This is a genomic window from Clostridiaceae bacterium HFYG-1003, from assembly GCA_024579835.1.
Lineage (GTDB): Bacteria > Bacillota > Clostridia > Clostridiales > Clostridiaceae > JG1575.
In genome coordinates this window covers 171,496-183,675 of the sequence record CP102060.1, presented here as the reverse complement: position 1 = coordinate 183,675, position 12,180 = coordinate 171,496, and the positions used below count along the sequence as shown (strand labels likewise).

The following is a 12,180-nucleotide window of genomic DNA, read 5'->3' as shown; positions in this document are numbered from 1 at the left end:
ACTTTCTTATGCATAATAAATTTCATTCTCTAGTTCTTGAACTGCTTTTAAATATTTTTCTTTTCCACCAAATGCTTTTACAATTTTCATTGGACTGCCTATTTGGGCAAACTCGTTTAACTGAAGTATTTTTGTATCCTCAATCTCTTTAATGCCATCATTGGCATACTTATCAAGGAGCGTTTCAATTACTTGCTGAGCAACGTCCGAATATTTGTAAAGATAATGTCTCTTCTTAACATTTTCCGCCCGTTCCTTTTTAGTTAAGGGTGCTTTGTCATAGGCAATGTGGCAAATAAGGTCAAAGTCATCCAGCTCCGACTTGCCCAGTTCTTCTCTTACAGCCTCTAACAAGACACCATCGTCCTTGAGTTCTTCGATGATAGCCTGCTTTTTTTCAGCTTCAGTCCAAGTGCGCAGGAAATCATCCAGCCTGGAATACTGCTGAAGGATATTTTTCCTAGTGTAATCGATCAGGCTTTCTGTGATGAGTTTTCCATCCTTATCGAGGTATTGAACTCTCTCAGACAGGACTCGAACAGTCACATCACCTACATAATACTTTTTCGGTTTATCATCCCACTCATCATCGCCACTACCTCCTTCACCATCATCTGGGGGATTTTCGTCATCTCCCTCACCATTTGAATTGTCTGGATCTACTGGTGGATCAAAAACTGGATCATCTTCATCAAGGTCAATAACGACTTCCGGTAGTCCATCAAAAGCAGGATCCGCAAAAAGTCTGCTGGCATTTCTGAAATCCATAATCGTAAAATACGTTTTCCCGTATTCTTCAAGCAGTCTAGTGCCCCGCCCAATGATCTGCTTAAACTCAGTCATACTGTTGATGTTGTTCTCAAGGACTATCAGCTTACACATTTTTGCATCAACACCGGTAGTCATGAGCCTACTGGTCACAGCAATAACTGGATAGACACTTTCTTCATCAATAAAGTTTTCAAGCTGCGCCTTTCCGATTTCATTGTCTCCAGTTATGCGCATTATATAGCGATCATTTACTGCATAAAGATCATTGTTTTCATTGATGAGTGCCTGGCGCATCCTTTCGGCATGCTCAACATCGATGCAAAAGACAATCGTCTTACTAAAGCGATCCGTCTTTTGCAGAAACTCAGTAATCTTAGAGGCTACAACACGGGTTCGGTCGTCTATGACGATTTTCCGATCAAAATCCTTTACGTTATATTCTCGATCTTCGATCTCGAATCCATTCTTATCCAGTTTTCCTGCTTCCGGGCGATATCCTTCCAGGTCCTTGTCTAAGCCAATGCGAATAACTTTATATGGCGCAAGGAAACCGTCATCAATTCCTTGCTTTAAGGAGTACTCATAAATAGGTTCGCCAAAATATTTATAACTAGACGCTTCTTTCGTTTCGATCGGAGTAGCTGTGCAGCCGATATGGGTTGCTTCAGAAAAATAGTCTAAAATTCTCCTCCATGCCGATTCTTCTTTGGCGCTTCCCCTATGGCACTCATCTATGACAATAAGATCAAAGAAGTTTGGCTGAAATTGACGAAATGCTTCTACTCCTTCATCCCCGGCCAGCTGATGATAAAGTGCTGTATAAATTTCATAGGAACTGTCTAATTTTCTATCCTGTACTTTTGTCAGCTTACCACTGAACGGTTTAAAGTCTCCCGAAATTGTTTGATCAATAAGAATGTTACGGTCTGCAAGGAAAAGAATTTTCTTCTTTAAACCAGATTTCCATAACCGATAAATGATTTGAAAGGTCATATAGGTTTTTCCAGTTCCAGTGGCACTAACGAGAAGCACGCGATTTTGGCCTTTTGCCACAGTATCAACAGCGCGATTAATAGCCACTCGCTGATAATAGCGAGGTGTCTTATAATTTGGAACGTAATAATATGGCTCCAGAATCACTTTTTCTGCAGCCGTATCTATTCCCTTGTCGACTTTAAACCTTTGATATAACTCTTCAGGGGACGGAAATTCATCGAGTTTTAAATCTCTAACTTCGCCAGAAATCAGGTTTTGCTCAACAAATCCATCACCGTTGGAAGCATACACATAGGGAACATCTAAAGCCTTTGCATACTCGATAGCTTGCTGAAGTCCAGCTCCAACCGAGTGCTTATTGTCCTTGGCTTCCACAATCGCTAATGGAAAATTCCTTTTGTAGGATAAAAGATAATCAGCACTCTTTTTTCTTCCTCGAGCCGTGATGTTTCCTCGCAAAATGATACGTCCGGCAGTAAAAGTGTATTCCATACGAACTTGCGTATTTCGGTCCCATCCAGCTCCTAGTATTGCCGGAGTGATGTATCTTAACTTGATATCTTCCTCTGATAATATACTCTTACCCACAAGCCCCATCCTTTCGAAGACTAAACCACTAGATAAATGTAATATAAACCAATAAATTAAACTATCTTCGTAAATTATAACATGTTAATGAGACATCAGCCTGAAAACGATACATTGATTTGATCCAGTCATAATATCAATTTCCCCGAACATTCAGCGAGAAAGTCTTCAAAAATCTTGAGCGGTTTTATTAAGTAGGAAATTGCTGCAAGATACGAAAAGGAGCCCTAAACAGGCTCCCCAGTCATATCAAACATCTCTTTGCACTCCAGGCACCAATAGATCTCGTCCCGGATCTTTCTCATCAGGGAGGTCCGTCACTCCGGGCAGATGGAGGTAGCTTCATAGTCTGTCGGGTCCTCAGGCAAAGCTTTATACTTTGTGACGGTCTCAAGGCTTACCAGGACAGCCTTGCCCTTGTTGTGATAGAATCGATTTCCGGTCTCAAAGTAATGATCCAATGCTGCTCTCAAAAACTGTTTTTCTGTCATGATGTCCACTCCTTAATATCGTACATACATTCTACCATTGAAGGTGGACAAAAAATCCTTGGGTTTCTTAAACTATGACTTTTCAATATAAATTTCAGAGCAAAATGATAACATCTCATCCATTGCCTCAGCACTCTATTACATCTTGTCTGTAGTCTCGCCAAAGCAAAAAGCGTGTCTGTAGTCTCAACCCTATCTTTTTTGACTGTCTTTAGGCAAATTTGCCCCGAGACAATGGATAGGATGAAAAAATGGTTTCCAGCGTCTAGGGGAAGTTATCGAATGTCTGGAAACCACTGATATCAGTCCTTTGCGGACCTTTTATTTCATTTCTCTTGTGATCAAGACGACTGTCTCAACGTGGGGGGAGTTTGACCAACTGATGTCAGACGGCAAATCTCAAATTTTACGTTTGAGGGAACATGTCAACCGCTTTCGAGGTATGAGTGAACAGTTCCACGGTTATGATGTTTGCGGGAACATATCAAAACATTTTGTACTTCGCTTTGATTTTCTGCAACGCCCACTCTACCGCATCTTGAATCATCTCGTCAGGGTTATTTAGTTCCATTTCTAAATCAGGAATGAATGCGATATCTTCCAGATTGCCCATGGCAATCGCTGCATTTCTCTGGAAATAGCGTTTATCCTTGATGTAATTATACATGATAGGATTGATTCTTTTGTTATAAAACTCTTCCGTCATGTGCAGAATGTTTGGCAGTGTAATATCCTTTGCAATAGCTTCGATGAAAGGATCCATCTTTTTCGGCATCTGGCGTTTTATATGATTCCGAGGACAAACATCCTGACAAATATCACACCCATGGATATGACAGCCCATTTTTTCCCGTAACTCATATGGAATATGGGGTGAGATTGGTTCTCTGCCCGCCTGTGTCATCCAGTTGTTGAAAGAAATACATTTCTTTGGATTCAAATGGAACGGTTTATAGATAGCCTGCATTGGGCAAGCATCCATACATATCCTGCAATTTGGAGGACATTTACATTCCATAGTGGGTTCATCATATTCCAATTCTCTATCTACAACAATAGTGCTGATGATTATATAAGAGCCACAATCTTCTGCGTAGGCAAAATTATTTCGTCCGAAAGTTGTCACACCAGCCTGTGCACCCGCCCACCTTGCAGGTACTCCGATCGATGAATCAACTTTGCATCCATTTTCAGACAAATAATCCTTCATCAATTGGAGTCTTGCATAATTTATTGTTCCTGGTTGTGGTCCATAACAACGCCCCAAATAAGCTTTGCCAATCATTTTTGTAAGCTCTTCTGGGTAATCGTATTTGAAATAATCATAAACCAAAACAATTATAGATTTCGCGTCGGACATCTTTATTTTTGGAAGCGCATCTTTCAAAGGATTGGTTGTCGTATAAGACAGAATACTGAATTCATCACCTCTGGACTCCACCTCCTTTACATAATCGGGAAAGCCCTCCGCTGAGGTTATGCCTACTTTGCTATATCCTAATTGCAAGCCAAACTCCTTGATCTCTTTTGAATCCATATTTACCCCCTATATGCTTAGATCACATCTTCTTTATGATTTCCGTGCCGGAAGAACTGAAATGTTCGTTTAATATTCGCAAAAACAGATCCATCGCTGGACTCATCCATTTGATTTTATTATATGCATAAATTGCCTTGATCTCTCCATCTGGGATTTCCGTTTCGATTTCGATCATCTTGCCCTGTTGCAGCTCAGTCTCCACTGTAAAACGTGGCAGATAGGCAATCCCCAAGTTGCTCATTACGCTCTGTTTAATCGTTTCTATGCTCCATAGTTCAAGCCCTGTATCTAAGCATATATCTTTTCCCTTCAAATATTGATGGAAGATTTTAAGATATAGTGCATTAGGATCATTCTGAATATGACATATGGACTTCTTCTGACCCGAACTTATGAAATCACGCTGACCTTCATCTAAAGCCGGTGATGCAACCAAAACAAGAGGATAAGTTTTTATTGGGTTAGTTGTAATGCTTCCAGGGTATTTGCCAATTTCGTAGTGGATGGCAATATCTATTTCTCCATTTTGTAAATGCTCCTGAATTGCATAGCAATTCATAACCTGAAGCGATAATTTTACGTTGGGGGCTTTTTCCTTGAAAGCCCGAAGTATCGGCTGAATTTGATATGTGATCAGTGTCTCGGGCAAAGCAACTTTGAGCGTACCCCGAACCTCACCGGTGTTGTCTCTGTAGCTACAAAGCTCTTCCGTTGCGCCCAGGATTCGATCGATGATTGGAAGAATGCCTAATCCTTCCTGCGTCAGCTTCATTCGAGTGCCATCCTTTTCAAAAATCTGTATGCCCAATTCGCTTTCAAGCTGTTTTATTTGAAACGTGATGGTCGATTGCGCATAATTAAGCGCCCTTGCAGCGTTTTGGTAGTTACCGGTTTCTACTATTTTTTTGACTGTAAACAGATTTTTTAGTTCCATTAATTACCTCGCTTTGATTCAAAATAATTGAATCAGTGATTCAATCATTTCAATTTGACTGAATTTATTAGTTGAAATATAATATCATATAGAAATGTGAAATACAAGTCTTTGAAATACAAGTTTTCCGCATTTACAAAAATTAGATTAAGGAGAAGAACTAATGGAATTTGATACCAAGATAAAAATTGTTTTAAGAAATGATCTCGAACCATGGCAAGAACTGAATGTTACCGCTTTCTTGATGAGTGGTATTGCCGGAACCCAAGATATCGTCGGTCAACCTTATCAAGATAAGAATAATGTTCAATATCTACCTATGTCGCAGCAACCAATACTTATTCACTCTGCTACTGGAGAGCAATTGAAAGAACTGTTACAGAAGGCTTTGACAAAGGATGTTGTACTCTCGATATATACCGAGGAGTTATTCAAAACCTACAATGATGATGATAACCGCGCAATGGTCGCACAATTTGCAACAGAGGAATTAAATTTAGTTGGGATTGGCATTAGAGGGAAAAAAAATCATGTCGATCGTCTGCTGAAGGGATTTGAACTGCATAAGTAGGTAAAATCTCCGCTATCGAATTTTTTTTTCTTTTTCGGTGGCTTATTGAAGCCACCTTTTTCAATAAATTATTTCTCATAAATATCCAGTATATGGTGTAAGGCGGTCAAATATGAATTTAACATCTTTTTTAATATATTGTGTATTAGTTACTGTTACTCCAGGACCCACAAACGTGGTGATTCTATCAACAGTCCACAATTTAGGAGCCAAAAAGGCGATGGAATACACATACGGTGCAACCATCGCCTTTGGAATATTGCTTTCTGTCTCTGCTATGCTTAATGTGGCCCTCATGTCTGTTTTGCCAACAATTCTCCCTGTTATGCAGGTCCTTGGAGGATTGTACATAGCTTATCTGGCACTTCAAATCTTCAGAATAAAACCATCAAAGCAGGCAGATACGCAATCAGGGACCTCATCTTTCATGTCAGGTTTCCTGATGCAATTCATAAATCCTAAAGTCGTACTTTTTACAATGACTGTAATCCCAAGCTTTGTTTTGCCTTACTATAAATCCACGCCAATGTTACTGTTGTTTGTGTTAATTATAACGATTATTGGATTTTTGGCATTCATTACTTGGGTTCTTTTCGGCAGTGTATTTAAGGATTTTTTACAGAAACACCAAAAAGCAGCAAATATAGTAATGGCCTTATTTTTATTATATTCTGCAATCATGGTATCGGGTGTGTATTAAATGCTCAATCGAGCACTATAAAAAGATGTAAAGCCTTCGAGGGCGACGGCCTAACTTTGTTCATAAAATTTGATATCTATCTCAACACTAGATTGGAATTCAGTTGTATCGATTACTCATCAATTTGTATTTCGATTCCTGACTTGAATTCCACTATGAAATAGTCATCGTAGACAGTTATCTTATCTATGAGCGTTTTTACAAACTGCTCATCGTATTCGGTAAGCTCGCATGACAGGCCTTCGAGAAAGGCTTTCAGTTCATCGATTCGTGTCTTCAACTCCTGACGGGAAGCTTCCTCCATCTGAATGGCCTGCTTCTCATCGCGTAGCCTTCTAATCTCCATGCCAAGTTCATCACCTGAGTTCTTAACACCAGCCGTTGCTAAAAGTTCGTGTTGGAGTGCTTTTATCTGTTCATCAACCGCTGCAATGCGAACGGAAGTATTCTCTTCCAGACTGCTTTCAATATTCTCTAGTAAAAGCGGTAAAATGACTTCCTTCTCACGGAAGGCTTCGTTGATTGCCTCCATCACCACTTCCTTACAGGGAGGTCCGTCACTCCGGGCAGATGGAGGTAGCTTCATAGTCTGTCGGGTCCTCTGGAAGCGCCTTGTACTTTGTCACGGTCTCAAGACTCACTAGGACCGCCTTGCCCTCGTTGTGATAGAATCGATTTCCGGTCTCAAAGTAATGATCCAATGCTGCTCTTAAAAACTGTTTTTCTGTCATGATGTCTACTCCTTAATATCGTACATACATTCTAACATTGAAGGTGGACAAGAAATCCTTGGGTTTCTTAAACTATGACTTTTCAATATAAATTTCAGAGCAAAATAATAACATCTCATCCATTGCCTCACCAGCCCATTACATCATGACTGTAGTCCCACCGGCCCCAAAAAGCATATCTGTAGTCTCCTGAGTTTGGGAGTTAGCATCAACTAAATTATGATTTCAGGGTCTGCAAAACGTTCAACAGAGCGGGTTGCAGATTTTTTTATGTTTCAAAAAAATGGAACGAGTGTAAAAAGTATTTGACAGCTATTCCATTTTGTTTTACAATAAAGGTGTAAAAGATGTTTTACATGATCTCAAAGGTGGGATTCATATGCAAAATAAAATTAAAGAATATCGAGAAAAGAATAATCTTTCCCAAGGAGGGTTGGCAGATTTATGTAATGTAAGTAGACAGACAATCAACGCTATTGAAAACAACAAATATGATCCGAGTTTACAATTAGCATTTAACATAGCAACAACACTAGGTGTAAAAGTAGACTACTTATTTTTAAATGAAGGAGAGGAAAAAGATGATAAAAAGACGTAATCTAATGCGTGTATTTGGTGTTGCTACTTTAGTGCTGATAGCAAATATTATTTATAAAATTGCATTAGGAAAAACTATCGAAATGTATGATGTGTTAGCAATGGGAACTTTTGTAATGATGTTTGTAGCTACCATTACTTGGGTGTTACTGCTATTGTTCCTTGTCCAGAAGTTGATGGTATTTCTTGTCCGGGAATTGCTGGAAAGAATGGCAAGTTGAGAGAAATTTCAACTTGCCATTTTGTTTAGCTCAGTTCCCCATTGATGACCAGTTTGACCATGTGGTCGTCAATGATTCGCTTTCCACTTTGGTAACCAAAGATCAGGGTGCTGGTACACACTTGGTTGACTAGCCTGGCGGATCCACCGGAATATCGATAGATTGCCTCAGTAGCCTCATCTGAGAAGAGCTCATGGTCGATCCCGGCATATTCCAGGTGGCGTTTCATGTATCCCTTCACCTGTGAGTGGTCCATCAATTGCATTTTGCACTGGATGTCGATCCGTTGCCGGATCGCCGTATAGGACTGCATCTGGAGTTTCTCCCATAGCTCGACCTGGCCCACCAGAACCAGTGCCATGGGACTGACGGCATCCATCCGGAAGTTGAGGAGAAAACGTACCTCTTCAAGCATTTCTCGATCCAGCAGATGCGCCTCATCGACAACGACCACCGGACGCTTATTGTGGAGTCCTTTCATCAACTCGATCTCTTTATGCAGCTGGCGTTTGGCATCCCCTCGATAGAATCTTGATTCGGCCCCTAACTGATCCAGCATCCCTTTGTAGAAATTTCTCGGCGTCATTTTCGAGTCTGCCAGATAGATCAGGGTGTATCTGGTGTCATCCAGTTGATCGCGGAATCGGCGAATGGTGGTCGTCTTACCAGTGCCGCACTCTCCGGTGAGTACACAGAAGAGTTGCCGTTCGGCGACATAGGATAATCTGCTTAGGGACTCCTCCAGCGTATTGGAAGGGAATAGTTCCGTAGTCGGCAGATCCCGACAGAATGGAGTTTTCTTGAAGCCATAAAACGCTTCAAACATCACTGCCACCCCCTTTTCTTATGTCTTTGAAAGAGATGGCCGTAGACTGCTGTTTGTCTTTTCGCTTCTGATTCTGCTTTTGGGCACCATCGAGTAACCGGGAAGAGGTTGGCTTGACTGGAGTCAGGAACTCCGGCAGCTGAGGCTTGGGCGTCACACGCTCCCCAATGACCAGCTTTCTCACCACAAAGGGTTTGTCATCCTGATACTCAATGCTCAGTTCCTCGGTGTTACTGGGGTCATAGACCACTTCCACGCTGCGAGCCACATAGGGTAGCCCAACTTCATACTTCGCGCCGCCAAAGCTGATGCAGCCACTCTTATCGACTTTTCTGGTCTCAGCGTGCAAAAAGGCGTTGGCGACCTTCTCCGCTGGCAGATATTTCAAGGGCCTGGGATCCAGATTATACGCCTGATGCGGGGTCGTTCCATTGAGTGCGGTATGCGGTTTGTTCTGGTAGCATTCTTCCAACCAGATCCAGAACCGCTCATTCATAACCTCGAGGGATCGTTCCGAGTTATCGAATTTATACTCATCGAGAAACCGATCGATATTCTGATTGAATTTTTCTATTTTTCCGGTGCCTTCCGGAGAGTAGGGCTTTGCGAAGATCAGCCGGATGCCAAGCTTTGCGCAGGCTCTGGACATCCACTTATTTTTAAACTGGCGGCCGTTATCGAAGTATGCCTGCTCTGGAATTCCCCACTTGAGGATGGCTTTGCGGAAGCAATCCTCAACGATGCTCTGCTCCAGGTTCGAGTAGAACTGGGCATGGAGGATCATCCGGGTAGCGTCGTCCAAAAACGCCACCAGATAGACCTGCTGCGGCTTGTTTCCAGGACCGATCGGCAGGTAACAGCCATACTTGATATCCGAATGCCACAGTTTGTTGCGGGTGCGTTTTTGAAATCGGCGGGTAGCTACCCCGCCAGCGGCATAGATGGCCATATGCTTCCCGCTGTAGCCCTTCTCCTGCAATTTCTCCTGCAGGCTGCTTCGCTTGATCGAGCCAGCTTCGGTGAGGCCTTCCCATTCCATGATTCGAATGATCTCAGCCACACTTCTGGACGGGATCTCTTTGCGCAGCCGCACGGCTTCGTCCAACACCAGCGCCGGGATGGCTCTTGAATCCTGCGATCCCCTCGCCTGCGGTATCAGTCCGGAAAATCCCTTCTGCTGATATCTATTCAGATATCGCCGTAAGGTCCGCTCGGAAATCCCAGCCTCGCGGCAGATCTGCTCCTTAAGCACCCGGATCTGCCCCTTGTCCAAGTCATGGGAAAGAAGGGGCGCCAGTAGAATCGCCCGTTGCGTCGCTATTTCCTGTGCTTTTTCCTTGTCCTTCATGCCATGCCTCCATTCAATTTCGAGTGATGACATGATTTTAGAGGACTCCTCGGTGGACACCTATGCCAACTGGGTATGTGGCCATCGGTGATTGTTGACTAAAATCCGGACAACCTTTTTCTTTGCCCTTGCTTTTGAAAGCTTCATTTCAACCGTCGGCTCCTTGATTAGGAGCTGATTATGCCAGTTGTACAGGTTCTCCCTGGTTGTCCCATAATCTGCCGCAACCTCTTTAGCGGTCTTTTCACGGCTACATAGGGCTATTACGGCTTGCTCCTTATAATCTTGGGTATATCTTACACCAGGCCGGCTGGCCCTACAAAGTTTTTTCTCTTCGGGAGCAAGTTCCCTGAGCCATTTGTCTAATGTTTCGCGATGGGGATACCCTAGTATCCGACATGTTCTACTTAAATTCTTTCCATGTTGAAGATAGTAGTCAACTGCTGCCTGCTTCTGATCAGGAGAGAACTGTTCCCTTATAGGAAACTCTTTGCTTAAGTTACCCTTATCCCTATACTCGTAATACCACCTCCGTAAGCTACGACTATTGGGGTATCCTAATTCTCTAATAACGGCAGCATAACTCATGTCGTACTTTATCAATAACTCTACTGCTTTTAACCGTTGCTCATATGAATACATGCGGGCCTCCTTGGATATTATTTATAGTCCAAGTTTTTGTCCGCATGCCCCTATAGGACGATTGGTTCCGGCATAAACACTTGGGGAGACAAAGAAGAAAAAAAAGGTCTATATCAAGAAGATGAACTTGGAAAAAAAATAATAGAGAAAAGTTCCAAAATAAGTTATACTATTTTATTATTCATCATGATGTTGGCTGTATTTGCTGATAAAATCGTAAATGGTACAGTTAATCTGTTTTTGCTGCTTGTGTTAGGCTTTGCGATGATAACATACCCTTTGGTTGAATACTTCATTGCAAAAAAATACAAGTAAATTCTTAATGGAACATCTTTTTTTAAACATATAAATTTTAAACAAAAAAGCATTTTGTACCATTTAAAAGCTCAGATTTATATCTGGGTTTTTTCTTTGTTACTTGTACTGTTAATTTGTTGTCAAGATGTATGCTCATTGCTGTATTAATTATAATGATATTAACTTTTTCTCCAAACTGAATCTGCTACACTCATATGCAATATTAAGTAATGCTTTGATATCAACGGTTTATAAATTCATATAAAATAGCCCTGCTTTGACATCACACCCATAGCCTCAGCACTCCCCCACATCATGACTGTAGTCTCACCAGCCCCAAAAAGCATATCTGTAGTCTCAACCCTACCCTTTTGTGACTCCTGAGGTAAAAAATCCCCCGAGGCAATGGATATGATGAAAAATGGTTTCCAGTGTTCGGTCGGTTTTACCGAATGTCTGGAAACCACTGATATCAGGCCTTTCCGGACCTTTTATTTGTTTTCTCTTGTGATCAAGACTACCGTTTCAACATGTACTCCAAAGTACCACAGAGCTCCAGACAGCTACATCAATATAACCGTAGCCTTCGGTAATGGTGATGGGATGATTCCATTGGATAACCTTGATGCTTTTCGCAATAAACTCTTACTTACTAATATAGCCTCAAAAGCGGAAGCATACAAGCCAAAACCACGAACCACTTACAAAATGATACAAGAATATATCGTTAAAAAACATAGCTTCAATGTACATACGGCATACATCGCTGAAGTCAAACGCAGTTTGGGTCTGCCAATGTACGATGCACCTAATGCAGTGGAGACATTAAAGCATCCAAGAAAACAACCTACTCCTATTCAAGTGAACGCCATTAAAGAAGCTCTCGTACATTTTGAAGTTATTTAGAACAGAAGTTGCCTTTTGCAT

Annotated in this window: 14 protein-coding genes and 1 pseudogene; 6 read left to right on the top strand and 9 right to left on the bottom strand. The window is 41.7% G+C overall.

What is annotated here, in order from left to right:
• Positions 1-6 precede the first annotated feature (6 nt).
• The 4 genes from NQU17_00750 to NQU17_00735 form a co-directional block, all read right to left on the bottom strand.
• Positions 7-2,364: a DEAD/DEAH box helicase family protein gene (locus NQU17_00750; GenBank protein UUM12124.1), complete on the bottom strand. Its 2,358-nt coding sequence runs from the start codon at positions 2,362-2,364 to the stop codon at positions 7-9.
• A gap of 308 nt (positions 2,365-2,672) precedes the next feature.
• Positions 2,673-2,846, bottom strand: coding sequence for a hypothetical protein (locus tag NQU17_00745; protein UUM12123.1), 174 nt, complete (start codon positions 2,844-2,846; stop codon positions 2,673-2,675).
• A 484-nt stretch (positions 2,847-3,330) separates the two neighbouring features.
• Positions 3,331-4,383 carry an epoxyqueuosine reductase gene (locus NQU17_00740; protein UUM12122.1) on the bottom strand — a complete coding sequence of 351 codons (1,053 nt, stop codon included), beginning with the start codon at positions 4,381-4,383 and terminating at the stop codon, positions 3,331-3,333.
• A 22-nt stretch (positions 4,384-4,405) separates the two neighbouring features.
• On the bottom strand, positions 4,406-5,320 hold the full coding sequence (locus NQU17_00735) for a LysR family transcriptional regulator (GenBank protein ID UUM12121.1): 915 nt from the start codon (positions 5,318-5,320) through the stop codon (positions 4,406-4,408).
• 163 nt (positions 5,321-5,483) lie between these two features.
• On the opposite strand from NQU17_00735, the gene NQU17_00730 reads away from it, so the two are divergent.
• Together NQU17_00730 and NQU17_00725 are read left to right on the top strand one after the other, a co-directional pair.
• Entirely contained in the window at positions 5,484-5,891 is a 408-nt protein-coding gene (locus tag NQU17_00730; GenBank protein ID UUM12120.1) for a DUF2000 domain-containing protein, read from the top strand.
• A gap of 112 nt (positions 5,892-6,003) precedes the next feature.
• Positions 6,004-6,591: a LysE family transporter gene (locus NQU17_00725; GenBank protein ID UUM12119.1), complete on the top strand. Its 588-nt coding sequence runs from the start codon at positions 6,004-6,006 to the stop codon at positions 6,589-6,591.
• Between the two features lie 112 nt (positions 6,592-6,703).
• Here NQU17_00725 and NQU17_00720 read toward each other — a convergent pair whose 3' ends face one another.
• Together NQU17_00720 and NQU17_00715 are read right to left on the bottom strand one after the other, a co-directional pair.
• On the bottom strand, positions 6,704-7,123 hold the full coding sequence (locus tag NQU17_00720) for a DNA recombinase (GenBank protein UUM12118.1): 420 nt from the start codon (positions 7,121-7,123) through the stop codon (positions 6,704-6,706).
• Between the two features lie 25 nt (positions 7,124-7,148).
• Complete coding sequence (locus tag NQU17_00715; GenBank protein ID UUM12117.1) at positions 7,149-7,322, bottom strand: hypothetical protein; 174 nt, start codon at positions 7,320-7,322, stop codon at positions 7,149-7,151.
• A gap of 379 nt (positions 7,323-7,701) precedes the next feature.
• Between NQU17_00715 and NQU17_00710 the strand changes: the two genes are divergently transcribed.
• Both NQU17_00710 and NQU17_00705 read left to right on the top strand, forming a co-directional pair.
• Positions 7,702-7,920 carry a helix-turn-helix transcriptional regulator gene (locus tag NQU17_00710; protein ID UUM12116.1) on the top strand — a complete coding sequence of 73 codons (219 nt, stop codon included), beginning with the start codon at positions 7,702-7,704 and terminating at the stop codon, positions 7,918-7,920.
• Positions 7,904-8,140, top strand: coding sequence for a hypothetical protein (locus NQU17_00705; protein UUM12115.1), 237 nt, complete (start codon positions 7,904-7,906; stop codon positions 8,138-8,140). The genes NQU17_00710 and NQU17_00705 overlap by 17 nt, the downstream gene beginning before the upstream one ends.
• 25 nt (positions 8,141-8,165) lie before the next feature.
• Here NQU17_00705 and NQU17_00700 read toward each other — a convergent pair whose 3' ends face one another.
• Genes NQU17_00700 through NQU17_00690 form a run of 3 tightly spaced genes read right to left on the bottom strand, consistent with a single transcriptional unit; the run spans position 8,166 to position 10,956 of the window.
• On the bottom strand, positions 8,166-8,966 hold the full coding sequence (locus NQU17_00700) for an AAA family ATPase (GenBank protein ID UUM12114.1): 801 nt from the start codon (positions 8,964-8,966) through the stop codon (positions 8,166-8,168).
• Complete coding sequence (locus NQU17_00695; GenBank protein ID UUM12113.1) at positions 8,959-10,347, bottom strand: DDE-type integrase/transposase/recombinase; 1,389 nt, start codon at positions 10,345-10,347, stop codon at positions 8,959-8,961. The genes NQU17_00700 and NQU17_00695 overlap by 8 nt, the downstream gene beginning before the upstream one ends.
• A gap of 27 nt (positions 10,348-10,374) precedes the next feature.
• Positions 10,375-10,956, bottom strand: a complete 582-nt coding sequence (locus NQU17_00690) for a hypothetical protein (GenBank protein ID UUM12112.1) — start codon at positions 10,954-10,956, stop codon at positions 10,375-10,377.
• A gap of 36 nt (positions 10,957-10,992) precedes the next feature.
• On the opposite strand from NQU17_00690, the gene NQU17_00685 reads away from it, so the two are divergent.
• Positions 10,993-11,271 carry a hypothetical protein gene (locus NQU17_00685; GenBank protein UUM12111.1) on the top strand — a complete coding sequence of 93 codons (279 nt, stop codon included), beginning with the start codon at positions 10,993-10,995 and terminating at the stop codon, positions 11,269-11,271.
• Between the two features lie 528 nt (positions 11,272-11,799).
• Positions 11,800-12,159, top strand: a pseudogene (locus NQU17_00680) (hypothetical protein).
• The last annotated feature ends 21 nt before the right edge of the window (positions 12,160-12,180 follow it).

Excerpts from the sequence above, each read along its gene's own strand:
- NQU17_00750 (UUM12124.1), bottom strand. The coding sequence starts at position 2,364 with ATGGGGCTTGTGGGTAAGAGTATATTATCAGAGGAAGATATCAAGTTA.
- NQU17_00745 (UUM12123.1), bottom strand. The coding sequence starts at position 2,846 with ATGACAGAAAAACAGTTTTTGAGAGCAGCATTGGATCATTACTTTGAG.
- NQU17_00740 (UUM12122.1), bottom strand. The coding sequence starts at position 4,383 with ATGGATTCAAAAGAGATCAAGGAGTTTGGCTTGCAATTAGGATATAGC.
- NQU17_00735 (UUM12121.1), bottom strand. The coding sequence starts at position 5,320 with ATGGAACTAAAAAATCTGTTTACAGTCAAAAAAATAGTAGAAACCGGT.
- NQU17_00730 (UUM12120.1), top strand. The coding sequence starts at position 5,484 with ATGGAATTTGATACCAAGATAAAAATTGTTTTAAGAAATGATCTCGAA.
- NQU17_00725 (UUM12119.1), top strand. The coding sequence starts at position 6,004 with ATGAATTTAACATCTTTTTTAATATATTGTGTATTAGTTACTGTTACT.
- NQU17_00720 (UUM12118.1), bottom strand. The coding sequence starts at position 7,123 with ATGGAGGCAATCAACGAAGCCTTCCGTGAGAAGGAAGTCATTTTACCG.
- NQU17_00715 (UUM12117.1), bottom strand. The coding sequence starts at position 7,322 with ATGACAGAAAAACAGTTTTTAAGAGCAGCATTGGATCATTACTTTGAG.
- NQU17_00710 (UUM12116.1), top strand. The coding sequence starts at position 7,702 with ATGCAAAATAAAATTAAAGAATATCGAGAAAAGAATAATCTTTCCCAA.
- NQU17_00705 (UUM12115.1), top strand. The coding sequence starts at position 7,904 with ATGATAAAAAGACGTAATCTAATGCGTGTATTTGGTGTTGCTACTTTA.
- NQU17_00700 (UUM12114.1), bottom strand. The coding sequence starts at position 8,966 with ATGTTTGAAGCGTTTTATGGCTTCAAGAAAACTCCATTCTGTCGGGAT.
- NQU17_00695 (UUM12113.1), bottom strand. The coding sequence starts at position 10,347 with ATGTCATCACTCGAAATTGAATGGAGGCATGGCATGAAGGACAAGGAA.
- NQU17_00690 (UUM12112.1), bottom strand. The coding sequence starts at position 10,956 with ATGTATTCATATGAGCAACGGTTAAAAGCAGTAGAGTTATTGATAAAG.